The sequence below is a fragment of the Streptomyces sp. NPDC050164 genome, from assembly GCF_044459945.1.
Classification (GTDB): Bacteria; Actinomycetota; Actinomycetes; order Streptomycetales; family Streptomycetaceae; genus Streptomyces; species Streptomyces coeruleorubidus_A.
In genome coordinates, this window is the sequence record NZ_JBITJK010000041.1 from 1 (window position 1) to 15,560 (window position 15,560).

Consider the following 15,560-nt stretch of genomic DNA (forward strand, 5'->3'; position numbering starts at 1 on the left):
TTCTCAAGGAACGGTCGCTTCCTTTGTACTCACCCTCTCGGGCTTTCCTCCGGGCGCTTCCCTTCGGTCTTGCGTTTCCGACTCTATCAGATCTTCTCGATCCGATTTCCTCGGTGCTTTCCAGGTTCCCGCTTCCGCGTTTCCCTTTCCGGCGGTTCCGACTTTATCAGAGGTTTCTGAGTCGGATTTCCCTCCCTCACCGGAGCATGGTTCCCGGCGCTGGAGTTGGCCGGGTGCCCCTTCGGAAGGAGTTGTAAACCTACTGGAGCGGGGCTCCTCGATGCAAATCGAGGAGCCCCGCTCCCAGTTGGCGCCTGCTCAGACCCGACGGACCGTCAGACCTCCACGACCACAGGCAGGATCATCGGCCGGCGCCGGTAGGTGTCCGAGACCCACTTGCCCAGCGTGCGGCGAATGAGCTGCTGGAGCTGGTGGGGTTCGACCACTCCGTCCTGGGCGGAGCGCTCGAGTACCTCCGTGACCCTGGGGATCACGTCTCCGAAGGCGGAGTCCTCGATGCCGGAGCCGCGGGCCTGGATGTGCGGACCGCCGGTGATCTTCCCGGTGGACGAGTCCATGACCACGAAGACCGAGATGATGCCCTCGTCGCCGAGGATCTTGCGGTCCTTGAGGGCCGGCTCTCCCACGTCGCCGACCGAGAGGCCGTCGACGTAGACGTAACCCGCCTGGACCTTGCCCGAGATCTTGGCCTTGCCCTCGACGAGGTCGACGGCGACGCCGTCCTCGGCGATGACGATGCGGTCGTGGGGGACGCCGGTCAGGGCGCCCAGCTCGGCGTTGGCGCGCAGGTGGCGCCATTCGCCGTGCACCGGCATCAGGTTCTTCGGGCGGCAGATGTTGTAGAAGTACAGCAGTTCGCCCGCGGACGCGTGGCCGGAGACGTGGACCTTGGCGTTGCCCTTGTGGACCACGTTGGCGCCCCAGCGGGTCAGGCCGTTGATCACGCGGTAGACCGCGTTCTCGTTGCCGGGGATCAGGGACGACGCCAGGATCACCGTGTCGCCCTGGACGATGCGGATCTGGTGGTCCCTGTTGGCCATCCTCGACAGCGCCGCCATGGGTTCGCCCTGGGAGCCCGTGCAGACGAGGACCACCTCGCTGTCCGGGAGGTCGTCGAGCGTCTTGACGTCCACGACCAGGCCCGGGGGGACTTTCAGGTAGCCCAGGTCGCGCGCGATGCCCATGTTGCGGACCATCGAGCGCCCGACGAAGGCGACGCGGCGCCCGTACTCGTGCGCCGCGTCCAGGATCTGCTGGATGCGGTGGACGTGGCTGGCGAAGCTCGCGACGATGATGCGCTTGCGGGCGCCGGCGAAGACCTGTCGCAGGACGTTGGAGATCTCCCGCTCGGGCGGGACGAAGCCCGGGACCTCGGCGTTCGTCGAGTCCGAGAGCAGGAGGTCGATGCCTTCCTCGCTCAGGCGTGCGAATGCGTGGAGGTCCGTGAGGCGGCTGTCCAGCGGGAGCTGGTCCATCTTGAAGTCGCCGGTGTGGACCACCATGCCCGCGGGGGTGCGGATGGCGACGGCCAGCGCGTCGGGGATGGAGTGGTTGACCGCGACGAACTCGCAGTCGAAGGGGCCGATGCGCTCGCGGTGCCCTTCCGCCACCTCGAGGGTGTACGGGCGGATGCGGTGCTCCTGGAGCTTGGCCTCGATGAGGGCGAGGGTCAGCTTGGAGCCGATCAGCGGGATGTCCGGCTTCTCGCGCAAGAGGTAGGGGACGCCACCGATGTGGTCCTCGTGGCCGTGCGTGAGGACGATGCCCTCGATGTCGTCGAGGCGGTCCCTGATGGACGAGAAGTCCGGCAGGATCAGGTCGATTCCGGGCTGCTCCTCCTCGGGGAAGAGCACTCCGCAGTCGACGATCAGCAGGCGACCGCCGTACTCGAAGACCGTCATGTTCCGGCCGATTTCGCCGAGACCGCCGAGCGGGGTGACCCGCAGGCCGCCTTCGGGAAGCGGCGGGGGCGGGCTGAGTTCGGGATGCGGATGACTCAAAAGACTCTCCTCACCACGCGCGCCACGTACCGGTTGGGCACGTGGCGCGCATGACGTTCGTGCAGAAGCAGTTGTCGTATGGAGTGGTGCGGGCACCGGTGGCCCGCTTATTCAGTTGTGAAGCAGGTGCGCGGGGGGTCCGCGCGAAGTCTGGTGTCAGAGCTGTACCCCGCCGGCGGCAAGATCGATCTTGAGTTGCTCGATCTCCTCGGGCGCGCACTCGACCATGGGGGCGCGCAGGGGCCCGCCGGGCAGACCCTTCAGGGCGAGCGCCGCCTTGGTCGTCATCACGCCCTGGGTGCGGAACATGCCCGTGTAGACCGAGAGCAGCTTCTGGTGGATCTCGGTGGCCTTCTGGACGTCGCCCGAGGTGTACGCCTCGACCAGGGCGCACAGCTCGGGGGTGACCACGTGGCCGACGACCGAGACGAAGCCGACCGCGCCGACGGAGAGCAGGGGCAGGTTCAGCATGTCGTCGCCCGAGTACCAGGCGAGGCCGGAGCGGGCGATGGCCCAGCTCGCCCGGCCCAGGTCGCCCTTGGCGTCCTTGTTGGCGACGATCCGGGGGTGCTCGGCGAGGCGGACGAGCGTCTCCGTGTTGATCGGGACGCCGCTGCGGCCGGGGATGTCGTAGAGCATGACCGGCAGCTCGGTGGCGTCGGCGACGGCCGTGAAGTGCCGGTAGAGGCCCTCTTGCGGGGGTTTGTTGTAGTACGGGGTCACGAGGAGCAGGCCGTGTGCGCCGGTGCGCTCCGCCGCGCGGGCGAGTTCGATGCTGTGGTGGGTGTTGTTGGTGCCGACTCCGGCCACGACGTGGGCGCGGTCGCCGACGGCCTGAAGGACCGCCCGTACGAGATCCGCTTTCTCCGCATCGCTGGTGGTCGGCGACTCGCCCGTGGTGCCGTTGATGACCAGGCCGTCGTTGCCTGCGTCCACCAGGTGGGTGGCGAGCCGCTGCGCGCCGTCGAGGTCGAGTGCGCCGTCCGCCTTGAAGGGCGTGACCATGGCGGTGAGGACCCGCCCGAAGGGGGTCTGCGGAGTCGAGGTCGGAGCCATGGGTTACACGCTACTCGTTGCTCAGGACCGGGTCTGCCCTAGGGGGAGGCGACAAGTCGTGACAAAGATGGAGCCCGGCACTGCCTGCTCGGGGGTTCAAGCAGTGCCGGACCCGTTTGATCAGGCTAGATGAACTTCTCGAAATGCTGCAATACGGACACTTCGTGCGACTGAACCGTACATCTGTACCTGACCGGGGAACGGGGGCGCGTTACGGCGCCACGCGTCCGTTCGCGTTGAAGGCGGCGTAGGTGAGCGGCATGAGCCTGGCCCACTCGGCCTCCATCTTCTCGCCGACCATCTCGATCTCGCGCTGCGGGAAGGACGGGACCTTGGCCAGCTCGTGCTGGGTGCGCAGACCGAGGAAGTGCATCAGCGAGCGGGCGTTGCAGGTGGCGTACATCGAGGAGTACAGGCCGACCGGGAGGACCGCGCGGGCGACCTCGCGGGCGACACCGGCGGCGAGCATCTCCCGGTAGGCCTCGTAGGCCTGCCGGTAGGAGTCCTCCATCACGCGGCCGACCAGCTCCTGCTGGGCCTGGGTGCCCTCGACGAAGACGTACTTGCCGGGGCGGCCCTCCTGGACGAGCTTGCGGGACTCGTCGGGGACGTAGAAGACCGGCTGGAGCTCCCGGTAGCGGCCGCTTTCCTCGTTGTACGACCAGCCGACGCGGTGCCGCATGAACTCGCGGAAGACGAAGATCGGGGCGCTGATGAAGAAGGTCATCGAGTTGTGCTCGAAGGGGCTGCCGTGCCGGTCCCGCATCAGGTAGTTGATCAGGCCCTTGGAGCGCTCGGGATCCTTGTTCAGCTCGTCCAGGGACTGCTCGCCGAGGGTCGAGACGCGGGCGGCGAACAGGACGTCCGCGTCGGACGCGGTGTGCTTGACCAGCTCGACGGTCACATCGCTGCGGTAGCTGGGCTTGAGGTCGTCGGCGGGGGTGTCGGTCACGGTTGGCAGGGCCTTCCCATCTCGTCGTGTGGCGACGCCACTCTACGGCCCGACGAAAATCGCGCGATCGGTGGCGTGCCGCAATGAAGTCGGTGAAACAGGGCACCTCTGAGGGAGTTCGCTCGTCTCTACGGATGAGAATGATCCACCCCTGAAGGGAGAAGCACCCCTGATGTTCGGTCGGCGTGAACCCGTACCGTTCGCCTTCGTCGCCGAGGCCGACAGGTTCCGCAGTAATGTCACTCCCCCACCGCCTGAGCGGCCATCCGTCGGCCAGATGGCCGGGCGCTGGCTGCTGGGTCTGACCATCGTGGCGGGGCTCGTGGGATCCCTGATCGTCGGGACGCCCGCGCTGTCGGTCGACCACCCCGGCTCACAGCCCCAGCAGTCACAGGCGTCGCAGAAGAACTGAACCGCCGCAGTCCGGCGGTGACTCCATCCGGCCCCCCGCCAGTGGTGACCGGGGACACAGATCGGTAGCCTCACCGGGCACAGCCCACGCATGGATCGAGTGAGGACCAGCCGTGCCCCTGCCCTTCCTGACGGCCGACCGCGTTTTCGAGGCGACGGACGACGTTCCGCTGCCGTACGACGACCGTGACCGCTGGCGGCGGCCGTACCGGCCCGGACCCTGGCGGGTTGGGGCGGCGGCGCTGGCGCTGCTGCTCGCCTCGTTCGTGCTGTTCGCGGCGGTCATCATCGCGGCGACGGCCGAACCGGCCTCGGCCGGTGTGGTCTTCGGGCTCGCTCTGCTCGTCATCGCCGGGGCGCTGCGGCTGCTGCGCATGGGCGTGTGGGTGAGCGCGCGCGGGCTGCGGCACGTGGGGTTCCTCACGACACGTACGGCGTCCTGGGAGCAGGTCGCCGCCGTGCGCACGGTGCAGCAGCCGGTGCGCTGGCTGGGGCTGCCCCGGGCGGTGCAGGGGCAGGCGCTGCTGCTCGTCCGGCAGGGGCAGTCGCCCGACGGTGGGCCGGCGCTGCTGACCACGCACAACGCGGACTTCCTGGGCCGGGTGGAGGCCTTCGACCGGGCGGCGGACTCCGTGGAGGCGTGGGCGGACGAGTACCGCCCGCACTGACGTCCCTCGGGAATCCCGGATTCTCATGCCGGAGGGGCCGGACCGTTCGCGGTCCGGCCCCTCCGGCATGACCGGAGTGCGGTTCAGGCCGTCTCGGGCTGCTTGCCGTCGTGCAGGGCGATCGCGCGTTGCATCGCCTTGCGGGCGCGCGGGGTGTCGCGGGCGTCGTGGTAGGCGACGGCGAGGCGGAACCAGGTGCGCCAGTCGTCGGGGGCGGCCTCCGTCTCCGCCTTGCGCTTGGCGAAGACCTCGTCGGCCGAGTCCCGGTCGATCCGCCCGCTGGGGGTGCGCCTCAGTTCGTCGACGGGCAGGCCGCCCTCGGCGTCGAGTTCGGCGGCGAGGGCGTTGGCCCTGCGGACGAACTGGGTGTTCTTCCACAGGAACCACAGGCCGATGACCGGCAGGATCAGCACCGCGACGCCGAAGGTGACGGTGAGGGGCGTGCCGGTCTCGATGAGCAGGACGCCGCGGCTGCCGACCAGGAGGAAATAGACGACCAGGACGGCGGCCGTGAGGGCGTAGGTGAGCTTCGCGCGCATGACGGTCAGGGGCTCAGCTCAGGTCCAGGAAGTGTTCCAGGCCGAAGGTCAGGCCCGGGACACTCCCCACCCGGCGGGCGCCGAGCAGGATGCCCGGCATGAAGCTGCTGTGGTGGAGCGAGTCGTGCCGGACCGTGAGGGTCTCGCCCTCGGCGCCGAGCAGGACCTCCTGGTGGGCGAGCAGGCCGCGCAGCCGGACGGCGTGGACCGGCACTCCGTCGACGTCGGCGCCGCGGGCACCGTCCAGGGCGGTGGCCGTGGCGTCCGGGGCCGGGGCGGAGCCGGCGTTGCGGCGGGCCTCGGCGATGAGCTGGGCGGTGCGCGTGGCGGTGCCGGAGGGGGCGTCCACCTTGTTCGGGTGGTGCAGCTCGACGACCTCGACGGACTCGAAGTACGGGGCGGCGATCTGCGCGAACTTCATGGTCAGGACAGCCCCGATGGAGAAGTTGGGCGCGATGAGCACGCCGGTCTCCGGGGACTGCTCCAGCCAGCCCTTCAGCTGCGCGAGGCGCTCGTCGGTCCAGCCGGTGGTGCCGACGACCGCGTGGATGCCGTGGCGTACGCAGTAGTCGAGGTTGGCCATGACCGAGTCGGGCGTGGTCAGCTCGACCGCGACCTGGGCGCCGGTCTCGGCCAGCGTCTCCAGCTTGTCGCCGCGGCTCAGCGCGGCGACCAGTTCCATGTCCTCGGCGGCTTCGACGGCTCGTACCGCTTCCGAGCCGATCCGGCCCTTGGCGCCGAGGACCGCCACGCGCAGCTTGCTCATCTCTTGTGCTTCCTTAACCAGGAGGTTGTCAGGCGACGGCGTCGTGCAGGCGGGCCGCCTGTTTGTCCTTCAGCGGGCCGATGACCGACAGGGAGGGCCGCCGTCCCAGGATCTCGCGGGCGACCGAGCGGACGTCGTCCGGGGTGACCGAGGTTATCCGCGACAGCATGTCGTCGACGGACATCTGCTCGCCCCAGCACAGCTCGCTCTTGCCGATACGGTTCATCAGCGCGCCGGTGTCCTCCAGGCCGAGGACCGTGGAGCCCTGGAGCTGGCCGATCGCGCGCCCTATCTCGTCGTCCGAGAGGCCGTGCTCGGCGACCTGGTCGAGTTCGTCGCGGCAGATCTTCAGCACGTCGTGCACCTGCGACGGCCTGCACCCGGCGTACACGCCGAACAGGCCGCAGTCGGCGAAGCCCGAGGTGTACGAGTACACGCTGTAGGCCAGGCCGCGCTTCTCGCGGACCTCCTGGAAGAGGCGGGACGACATGCCGCCGCCGAGCGCGGTGTTCAGCACGCCCAGGGCCCAGCGGCGCTCGTCCGTGCGGGACAGGCCCGGCATGCCGAGCACGACATGGGCCTGCTCGGTCTTGCGGTCGATCAGCTCGACCCGGCCGGCGGTACGCAGGGCGCGCCGGCCGCTGCGCGGGGAGACGGGCTCGGCGGCGAGATCCTTGAAGGCGCCGGCCTTCTCGAAGGCGGCGCGGACCTGCCGTACGACCTTGGCGTGGTCGATGTTGCCGGCGCACGCGACCACGAGGTGGGTCGGATCGTAGTGCTTCTTGTAGAAGCGGCGGATGCGATCGGCGGTGAGGGCGTTGACCGTGTCGACCGTGCCGAGGACAGGGCGGCCGAGGGGGTTGTCGCCGAACATCGTGTGCGCGAACAGGTCGTGCACGCAGTCGCCCGGGTCGTCCTCGGTCATGGCGATCTCTTCGAGGATGGCGCCGCGCTCGACGTCGACGTCCTCTTCGAGGATGAGCGAGCCGGTCAGCATGTCGCTGACGACGTCGATGGCGAGGGGCAGGTCGGTGTCGAGCACGCGCGCGTAGTAGCACGTGTACTCCTTCGCCGTGAACGCGTTCATCTCGCCGCCGACCGCGTCGATCGCGGAGGAGATGTCGAGGGCGGACCTGCGGGTCGTCCCCTTGAAGAGCAGGTGCTCCAGGTAGTGCGTGGCGCCGTTCAGGGCCGGGGTCTCGTCGCGGGAGCCGACGTGCGCCCAGATGCCGAAGGTCGCGGAGCGGACCGATGGCAGGGTCTCGGTGACGATGCGCAGGCCGCCGGGGAGGGTGGTCCTGCGGACCGTGCCGATGCCGTTGGTGCCCTTGATCAGGGTTTGGGTACGGGCGACGGCCCGCGCCTCGGAGGAGGTGCGGGCCGTCGCCTGGGAGCTACTCGACGTCACTTGTCGGTGTCGTCCTTCGTCTCATCGTTGTCTTCGCCCTCGATGACCGGGATCAGGGAGAGCTTGCCGCGGGAGTCGATCTCGGCGATCTCGACCTGGACCTTGGCGCCCACACCGAGAACGTCCTCGACGTTCTCCACACGCTTGCCGCCGGCCAGCTTGCGGATCTGCGAGATGTGCAGCAGACCGTCCTTGCCGGGCAGCAGGGAGACGAACGCACCGAAGGTGGTCGTCTTCACGACCGTACCGAGGTAGCGCTCGCCGACCTCGGGCATCGTCGGGTTGGCGATGCCGTTGATCGTGGCGCGGGCGGCCTCGGCGGAGGGGCCGTCGGCGGCACCGATGTAGATCGTGCCGTCGTCCTCGATCGTGATCTCGGCGCCCGTGTCCTCCTGGATCTGGTTGATCATCTTGCCCTTGGGGCCGATGACCTCGCCGATCTTGTCGACCGGGATCTTCACGGTGATGATCCGCGGTGCGTTCGGGGACATCTCGTCCGGGGTGTCGATCGCTTCCATCATCACGTCGAGGATGTGGAGGCGGGCGTCACGGGCCTGCTTCAGGGCGGCGGCCAGGACGGAGGCCGGGATGCCGTCCAGCTTGGTGTCGAGCTGGAGGGCGGTCACGAACTCCTTGGTGCCGGCGACCTTGAAGTCCATGTCACCGAAGGCGTCCTCCGCACCGAGGATGTCGGTGAGGGTGACGTAGTGCGTCTCGCCCTCGATCTCCTGGGAGATCAGGCCCATGGCGATACCGGCGACGGGGGCCTTCAGCGGCACACCGGCGTTCAGCAGCGACATGGTGGAGGCGCAGACCGAGCCCATGGACGTCGAGCCGTTGGAGCTCAGCGCCTCGGAGACCTGGCGGATCGCGTAGGGGAACTCCTCGCGCGCCGGCAGGACCGGGACCAGGGCGCGCTCGGCGAGGGCGCCGTGGCCGATCTCGCGGCGCTTCGGGGAGCCGACGCGGCCGGTCTCGCCGGTGGAGTACGGCGGGAAGTTGTAGTTGTGCATGTAGCGCTTGCGGGTCACCGGCGACAGCGTGTCCAGCTGCTGCTCCATGCGGAGCATGTTCAGCGTCGTGACACCCAGGATCTGGGTCTCGCCACGCTCGAACACCGCGGAGCCGTGGACCCGCGGGATGGCCTCGACCTCGGCGGCCAGGGTGCGGATGTCGGTGACACCGCGGCCGTCGATGCGCTTCTTCTCCTTGATGACGCGCTCCCGGACCAGGGTCTTGGTCAGCGAGCGGTACGCGGCGGAGATCTCCTTCTCGCGGCCCTCGAACTCCGGCAGGAGCTTCTCGGCGGCGAGCTGCTTGACGCGGTCGAGCTCCGCCTCGCGCTCCTGCTTGCCGGCGATGGTGAGCGCCTGTGCGAGCTCGGGCTTGACGGCGGCGGTGAGCGCCTCCAGGACGTCGTCCTGGTAGTCCAGGAAGATCGGGAACTCGCCGGTCGGCTTGGCGGCCTTGGAGGCGAGATCCGACTGGGCCTTGCAGAGCACCTTGATGAAGGGCTTCGCGGCGTCCAGACCGGCCGCGACGACCTCCTCGGTCGGCGCCTCGGCGCCGCCCTCGACCAGCTTGATGGTCTTCTCGGTGGCCTCGGCCTCGACCATCATGATCGCGACGTCGCCGTCCTCCAGGACGCGGCCCGCGACGACCATGTCGAAGACGGCGTCCTCGAGCTCGGTGTGCGTCGGGAAGGCCACCCACTGACCGCGGATCAGCGCGACGCGGACGCCGCCGATCGGGCCGGAGAAGGGCAGACCGGCCAGCTGCGTGGACGCGGACGCGGCGTTGATCGCGACGACGTCGTACAGGTGGTCGGGGTTGAGCGCCATGATCGTGGCGACGACCTGGATCTCGTTGCGCAGGCCCTTCTTGAAGGACGGGCGCAGCGGGCGGTCGATCAGGCGGCAGGTGAGGATCGCGTCCTCGGAGGGCCGGCCCTCACGGCGGAAGAAGCTGCCGGGGATCTTGCCGGCGGCGTACATCCGCTCCTCGACGTCCACCGTGAGCGGGAAGAAGTCGAGCTGGTCCTTGGGGTTCTTGGAGGCGGTGGTGGCCGACAGCACCATGGTGTCGTCGTCCAGGTACGCCACGGCGGAGCCGGCGGCCTGCTTGGCCAGGCGGCCCGTCTCGAAGCGGATGGTGCGGGTGCCGAAGGGACCGTTGTCGATGACGGCCTCGGCGTAGTGGGTCTCGTTCTCCACTAGCGTTTTCTCCGTTACTTTGTCGTCTTTCGTCCCACGCTGCCCGTGTGGCAGGGGGACGGTGGCGGAGAAGCGCTCCGTGCGGTGCGGGCCGGTCTTCGATCGAAGCACCCGGGGCTCGCTTCCCCCGGGGGCCACTACCGAGGACCGGCGGCGGCTAGGCGCGCTTCCCCTCTTCTTGTCGTGCGGTGTCGTCCGTATTGCGTTGTGCTACCACACTACAAAGCTGCAGTGACACTCCGCACGTACAGCAAAGGGAGCGGTCCCCTTTCTGCCGGGAACCGCTCCCTTCACGGCGTCTTACTTGGCGCCCGCCGCACCGCGGCGGATGCCGAGGCGGTCGACCAGCGCACGGAAGCGCTGGATGTCCTTCTTGGCGAGGTACTGCAGCAGCCGGCGGCGCTGACCGACCAGGATCAGCAGACCACGACGGGAGTGGTGGTCGTGCTTGTGGGTCTTGAGGTGCTCGGTCAGGTCGGAGATCCGACGCGACAGCAGAGCGACCTGGACCTCGGGGGAGCCGGTGTCGCCCTCCTTGGTACCGAACTCGGACATGATCTGCTTCTTCGTAGCGGCGTCGAGCGACACGCGTACTCCTCATAGTCTGTGACTGGCCACCGAGTGCCCCCGGTCTGCTTCTCGGGGGAGCTTCCGTGACTCGGAAGGCGGGGATCCGCTGGGCGCGGCCTCCAGGGCGGGGAGCTCCGGGGGTGCGTACACAAACGGCCGTCGACCAGGGTACCAGGCGGTCGGGGGCGTCTTTGCGCTGGTCCCCGAACCTGCCGGACGGGGCGGGCGGGGCCACTAGGGTGAGCAGGTTCGGATCGTTCGTACGTCGTCGTTCGTACGTCGGGATCCGGACGTTCGGAACCGGTACGTCGGGAAGGGGTCGCTACGGCATGGCGGAGACGGCTGAGGAGATCAAGGCACGCAAGGAGCGGGAGCGGGACGAGCTCTACGCGCTCGACATCTCCGGTGTCGAGTGGCACTGCGCGCCGGGCACCGAGGAGCACGAGGAGCGGGTCGAGATCGCGTACCTGCCCGAGGGGGCGGTGGCGATGCGGTCCTCGCTCGACCCGGACACGGTGCTGCGCTACACCGAGGCGGAGTGGCGGGCGTTCGTGCTGGGAGCGCGGGACGGGGAGTTCGATCTGGAGCCGGGGCCGCACAACGGGGGGCTGCAGGCGGAGGCCGGGCAGTAGTCGCGGTGGTTTCCGCGGAGCGCGCCGAGGGGCGGCCGGCGATCGGCCGCCCCTCGTCGTTTCAAGGCACCTTCGCGGCAAGGTGGTTCGCGGTTCTTCACGCTAATCGCCCTGTTTGTTCACCAAAGCGTGTGCTGTGTACGTCACTTCCGGGCAGCTTCTGGGCGGGTTGTGACGCGGCGGACAGGTGCTCGGGGGTGGACGGGCCTGCCGAGGTGGGGCTTGTGGTGATTAGGCTGGGACAGGGCGCGACGTCAGAACCCGTGAGTAGGCGTGGGCGTCCCAGGGGGAGAGCGGGGGAGCCTGGATTCGGACGACCTCGGACGACCCCTGTTACGCCTCAGAACGACTTCGCACGACGTCGGACGACAAGCAAGGGTCGCCCCAGCACGGCATGAGGGTGCTCGACCACACCAGGAGGAACACTGTGAGCAGCGATCGGGACGGGAACCGCGGGGGCTGGGCGACACCCGGCGATGACCAGCCCGACGCGGAGTCCGCGGCAGAGATGACGGGCGAGTTCACCATCGACTACGCGCCGCCGGCCTGGTACACGCAGAACGCCTCGGGGAGTTCGAGCTCGGGGCAGGGGGCGGGTGCCTCCAAGGACTCCGATGCCTCCGGGGCGCCCGGGGGTTCCCGTCCGCAGGGGGGTTCAGGGGCGCAGGGTTCAGGGGCCCAGGGTTCCGGGGCGCCGAGTGGGCCGGTTCCGCCGCTGCCGGGGCTCACTCCGCCGCCGCATGCCAATCCTTCCGGTGGGGCGTCGTCCATTCCGAGGCAGGGGCAGGGGCACGCTTCCGGCTCCTCTCCGGCACCGGCTCCTTCTCCGGCTCCGGGGGCGCCTTTCACGCCGCCCGCGCCGCCGCCTGCTCCGGGCGCTCCGTTCACACCTCCCGCGCCTCCCGCGCCCGGGCCGGGTACGCCGTTCACGCCGCCCGCGCCTGCTGCCGGGGGACCGTCTGCCGGAGGGCCGGCTGCCGTGCCCAGGCTTCCGGTGGGGTTCGAGCCGCAGGGGTCGCAGTCGCAGGGAGCGCAGTCATCGAGGTCGCAGCCGCAGGAGCGGAGCGAGGCGCCTGCGGCGGATCCGGCCTCGCCTACGGCTGTGCCGAACATCCCCGTCGGTGGGTATCAGGCGCAGTGGGCGCCGGCCGCTCCGGCGGAGCCTCCGGCTGCTTCGGCCACGCCCCAGGCTCCGGCCACTCCGGCTTCCGATGACGCGGAGCCGGGGAACGGTGATCTGGAGAGCGGTGACACGATGCGGTTCTCCGCCGTCGCCCTGAAGCGGGAGATCGCGGAGCGTGCCGCCGAGGCCGAGGCGCGGCTGGAGGCACCCGACGAGGACCAGGACGAGAGCAGGTACGAGGACAGCGCGGTCGCTTCCGGTCCGAGTGTCGGGGCCGAGCCGGGCAAGGAGTCCGGCGGTGACGTCGAGGGGGCTCCCGTCGACGCCGACACCGGCGCCGACGAGGACGAGGACGTCTCCTCCGACACGGCGGTGGCCGTGGATGCGGCTGACGTGTCCGGTGCGGACGGCCCTGCTTCCGACGATGCCGACAGCGGGGGCGTGGACCCCTCGGTGACCGCGCCGGAGGATGAAGCTCCCGAGGACGCGGCTCCGCAGGCGGAGACGGACGAGGCCGTGCCGCAGGATGCCGAGCCTGAGGACTCCGTGCCTGCGGATGCGGTGCCGTCGGATGAGGACCCGGCAGATGCGGTGCCCTCGGACGCGATCCCGGCGGATGCGGTGGCCGCGGATGCGGTGACTGCCGATGAGGGCCCGGCCGATGCCGTGCCTGCAGTGCCTGCGGACGCGGTCCCGGCTGCCCCCGAGCCGGCCGACGCCCCTCCCGCCGACGCCCAGCCCGTGGGCTCCGAGCCTGCCGACGCCGTGCCTGCCGACGCCGCTCCCGAGGACAGCGTTCCGCAGGACGCCGCCGTGCCGGGCGCGTCCGACGCCCAGCCCGCCTGGACTCCCCCGGCCCCGCAGGCCATGCCGCCGCTGCCGCCGTCGTATCAGCCGGCCGCCCCGGCGCCGGCCAGCCAGTGGCCCGCGCAGCCGCAGCAGCAGCCCCAGCCGCAGGCACAGCCCACGGACCCGAACGCACCCGCGCAGCCGCAGCCGTCGGCCACGCAGGGTCAGCCGCCGGTGCCGCCCCAGCCGTCGGCGCCGGCTCAGCAGCCGCCGTTCCAGCCGCAGGCGCCGCAGCCCGCGCCCGCCGCCTGGAACCCGCCGACGCCGCCGAACCAGCCGCCCGCCCAGCCCGTACCGCAGCCCGGCGCCTACGGCTTCCCGCACCCGGGAGCTCCGGCCCCGGCCGCACCCGATGCCCAGGGCGGCTACAGCTTCCCCCACCCCGGCGCCCCGGCCCCGGCCGCCCAGCAGCCGCCGGCCCAGCAGCCCAGCACCCCGCCCGCTTCTGCCCCGAACACGCAGGGCGGTTACGGATTCCCGCAGCCCGGGCCCGACACCCCGTCAGCCGCCGCACCCAACGCGCAAGGCGGCTACGGCTTCCCGCACCCCGGCGCCCCCGCCCAGGCCCCGGCCGCACAACAACCCCTGCCGCAACAGCCCAACACCCCGCCCGCCCCCGCGCCCAACGCGCAGGACGGCTACGGCTTCCCGCACCCCGGCGCGCCCGCCCCGGCCGCACCCAACCCCCAGAGCGGCTACGGATTCCCCCACCCCGGCGCCCCGGCCGCCCAGCAGCCCCACCCCGGCGTGCCCCCGCAGGCCCAGGCCCAGCCGCAGCCCGACGGACAGGGGCAGCCTCCGCAGCCCGTTGACCCGCGGACCGGGGCCGCCTGGCCGCAGCCCATGCAGCACGACCAGCGGCAGCCGACCAACCCAGGGGCCGCGCCGCTCGGTTACACCGCTGCCGTGGAGTTGTCGTCCGACCGGCTGCTCAACAGCAAGAAGCAGAAGGCGAAGAGCAGCCGCCCGGTGGCCGGCGGCGGTCGGTTCAAGATCGGTGGGAAGAAGGAGGAGGCCGAGCGGCAGCGGAAGCTGGAGCTGATCCGCACGCCCGTGCTCTCCTGCTACCGGATCGCCGTGATCAGCCTCAAGGGCGGTGTCGGCAAGACGACCACGACCACCGCGCTCGGCTCCACGCTCGCCACCGAGCGGCAGGACAAGATCCTCGCGATCGACGCCAACCCGGACGCGGGAACCCTCGGGCGCCGCGTGCGGCGCGAGACCGGGGCCACCATCCGTGACCTCGTCCAGGCGATCCCGCACCTCAACTCGTACATGGACATCCGGCGGTTCACGTCCCAGGCGCCCTCCGGGCTGGAGATCATCGCCAACGACGTCGACCCTGCCGTGTCGACGACCTTCAACGACGAGGACTACCGGCGCGCGATCGACGTACTGGGCAAGCAGTACCCGGTCATCCTCACCGACTCCGGTACCGGTCTGCTCTACAGCGCCATGCGCGGTGTGCTGGACCTCGCCGACCAGCTCATCATCATCTCGACGCCGTCGGTGGACGGTGCGAGCAGCGCGAGTACGACGCTGGACTGGCTGTCGGCGCACGGGTACGCCGATCTCGTCGCCCGGTCCATCACCGTCATCTCCGGTGTGCGCGAGACCGGCAAGATGATCAAGGTCGACGACATCGTGTCGCACTTCGAAACGCGCTGCCGGGGCGTCATCGTCGTGCCGTTCGACGAGCATCTCGCCGCCGGTGCCGAGGTCGACCTCGACATGATGCGGCCGAAGGTGCGGGAGGCGTACTTCAACCTCGCGGCGATGGTCGCCGAGGACTTCACCCGCCATCAGCAGGCGCACGGACTGTGGACCTCCGACGGCAACCCGCCGCCGGTGGCCGCCCCGCCGCTGCCCGGCCAGCCCGTACCGGGCCAGCCCCAGCCTCCGTATCCCGGACAGCAGCCGGGCCCCGGGCAGCCGGTTCCGGGCCAGCAGGTCCCCGGGCAGCCGGGCCCCTACCCTCAGCAGCCGCAGCCCGGACAGCCGCAACCGCAGCCCGGGCAGCCGTACGCCCAGCCCGGCCAGCCGTACCCCCAGCCGGGCCAGCCCCCTGCCCAGCCAGGACAGCAGCCGTACCCGCAGGCCGCGGGCCAGCCGCCCTACCCGCAGCCCGGTCAGCCGGGACAGCCGGCCGCGCAGCCCGGTCAGCCGTACCCCCAGCCCGGCCAGCCCCCGGCGCCCCCGCAGCCGGGCTACGGTTACCCGCAGCCCGGTCAGCCCGGTTACGGCTACCCGCAGCCCGGTCAGCCGGGTTACCCGGCGCAGCCCGACGGGCAGACCCCGCCGCCTCCGCCTCCGTCGCAGTAATCGCCTCACCCGATCGGCCCCTTTCGAGGG

Annotated in this window: 12 protein-coding genes; 4 read left to right on the forward strand and 8 right to left on the reverse strand. The window is 70.5% G+C overall.

The features are described from left to right. Window positions 1-335 precede the first annotated feature (335 nt). The 3 genes from ACIBNA_RS36755 to thyX form a co-directional block, all read right to left on the reverse strand. Window positions 336-2,021: a ribonuclease J gene (locus tag ACIBNA_RS36755; protein ID WP_274820202.1), complete on the reverse strand. Its 1,686-nt coding sequence runs from the start codon at window positions 2,019-2,021 to the stop codon at window positions 336-338. Window positions 2,022-2,177: 156 nt separating this feature from the next. Beyond that, window positions 2,178-3,077, reverse strand: coding sequence for a 4-hydroxy-tetrahydrodipicolinate synthase (gene dapA, locus ACIBNA_RS36760; RefSeq protein WP_274820200.1), 900 nt, complete (start codon window positions 3,075-3,077; stop codon window positions 2,178-2,180). A gap of 211 nt (window positions 3,078-3,288) precedes the next feature. Continuing rightward, window positions 3,289-4,029, reverse strand: coding sequence for an FAD-dependent thymidylate synthase (gene thyX / locus ACIBNA_RS36765; protein WP_274820198.1), 741 nt, complete (start codon window positions 4,027-4,029; stop codon window positions 3,289-3,291). Window positions 4,030-4,201: 172 nt separating this feature from the next. On the opposite strand from thyX, the gene ACIBNA_RS36770 reads away from it, so the two are divergent. Continuing rightward, entirely contained in the window at window positions 4,202-4,441 is a 240-nt protein-coding gene (locus tag ACIBNA_RS36770) for a hypothetical protein (protein ID WP_399169553.1), read from the forward strand. Between the two features lie 112 nt (window positions 4,442-4,553). Continuing rightward, window positions 4,554-5,108 (forward strand): hypothetical protein, encoded by a 555-nt coding sequence (locus ACIBNA_RS36775; RefSeq protein ID WP_399169554.1) that lies wholly within the window; start codon window positions 4,554-4,556, stop codon window positions 5,106-5,108. Between the two features lie 83 nt (window positions 5,109-5,191). Here the strand turns inward: ACIBNA_RS36775 and ACIBNA_RS36780 are convergent, their stop codons facing one another. From ACIBNA_RS36780 to rpsO, 5 genes are all read right to left on the reverse strand, one after another. Then, the gene (locus ACIBNA_RS36780; RefSeq protein ID WP_274820193.1) at window positions 5,192-5,647 is read right to left on the reverse strand and encodes a hypothetical protein; all 456 of its coding nucleotides are present in this window, start codon (window positions 5,645-5,647) and stop codon (window positions 5,192-5,194) included. Window positions 5,648-5,660: 13 nt separating this feature from the next. Continuing rightward, a complete protein-coding gene (gene dapB / locus ACIBNA_RS36785; RefSeq protein WP_274820191.1) occupies window positions 5,661-6,413 on the reverse strand; it encodes a 4-hydroxy-tetrahydrodipicolinate reductase in 753 nt (250 codons plus the stop codon). Between the two features lie 28 nt (window positions 6,414-6,441). Beyond that, window positions 6,442-7,821, reverse strand: coding sequence for a M16 family metallopeptidase (locus tag ACIBNA_RS36790; RefSeq protein WP_399169555.1), 1,380 nt, complete (start codon window positions 7,819-7,821; stop codon window positions 6,442-6,444). Beyond that, on the reverse strand, window positions 7,818-10,034 hold the full coding sequence (locus ACIBNA_RS36795; RefSeq protein WP_399169556.1) for a polyribonucleotide nucleotidyltransferase: 2,217 nt from the start codon (window positions 10,032-10,034) through the stop codon (window positions 7,818-7,820). The genes ACIBNA_RS36790 and ACIBNA_RS36795 overlap by 4 nt, the downstream gene beginning before the upstream one ends. Window positions 10,035-10,334: 300 nt before the next feature. Further along, complete coding sequence (gene rpsO, locus ACIBNA_RS36800) at window positions 10,335-10,622, reverse strand: 30S ribosomal protein S15 (protein WP_010042739.1); 288 nt, start codon at window positions 10,620-10,622, stop codon at window positions 10,335-10,337. Between the two features lie 311 nt (window positions 10,623-10,933). On the opposite strand from rpsO, the gene ACIBNA_RS36805 reads away from it, so the two are divergent. Together ACIBNA_RS36805 and ACIBNA_RS36810 are read left to right on the forward strand one after the other, a co-directional pair. Next, window positions 10,934-11,236 carry a DUF397 domain-containing protein gene (locus tag ACIBNA_RS36805; RefSeq protein WP_274820183.1) on the forward strand — a complete coding sequence of 101 codons (303 nt, stop codon included), beginning with the start codon at window positions 10,934-10,936 and terminating at the stop codon, window positions 11,234-11,236. Between the two features lie 394 nt (window positions 11,237-11,630). Next, window positions 11,631-15,530, forward strand: coding sequence for an SCO5717 family growth-regulating ATPase (locus tag ACIBNA_RS36810; protein ID WP_399169557.1), 3,900 nt, complete (start codon window positions 11,631-11,633; stop codon window positions 15,528-15,530). Window positions 15,531-15,560: the final 30 nt, after the last annotated feature.

Bases quoted from the DNA above. Each gene is read 5' to 3' on its own strand.
- dapA (WP_274820200.1), bottom strand. From the start codon at position 3,077: ATGGCTCCGACCTCGACTCCGCAGACCCCCTTCGGGCGGGTCCTCACC.
- ACIBNA_RS36770 (WP_399169553.1), top strand. From the start codon at position 4,202: ATGTTCGGTCGGCGTGAACCCGTACCGTTCGCCTTCGTCGCCGAGGCC.
- ACIBNA_RS36780 (WP_274820193.1), bottom strand. From the start codon at position 5,647: ATGCGCGCGAAGCTCACCTACGCCCTCACGGCCGCCGTCCTGGTCGTC.
- dapB (WP_274820191.1), bottom strand. From the start codon at position 6,413: ATGAGCAAGCTGCGCGTGGCGGTCCTCGGCGCCAAGGGCCGGATCGGC.
- ACIBNA_RS36805 (WP_274820183.1), top strand. From the start codon at position 10,934: ATGGCGGAGACGGCTGAGGAGATCAAGGCACGCAAGGAGCGGGAGCGG.
- ACIBNA_RS36810 (WP_399169557.1), top strand. From the start codon at position 11,631: ATGAGGGTGCTCGACCACACCAGGAGGAACACTGTGAGCAGCGATCGG.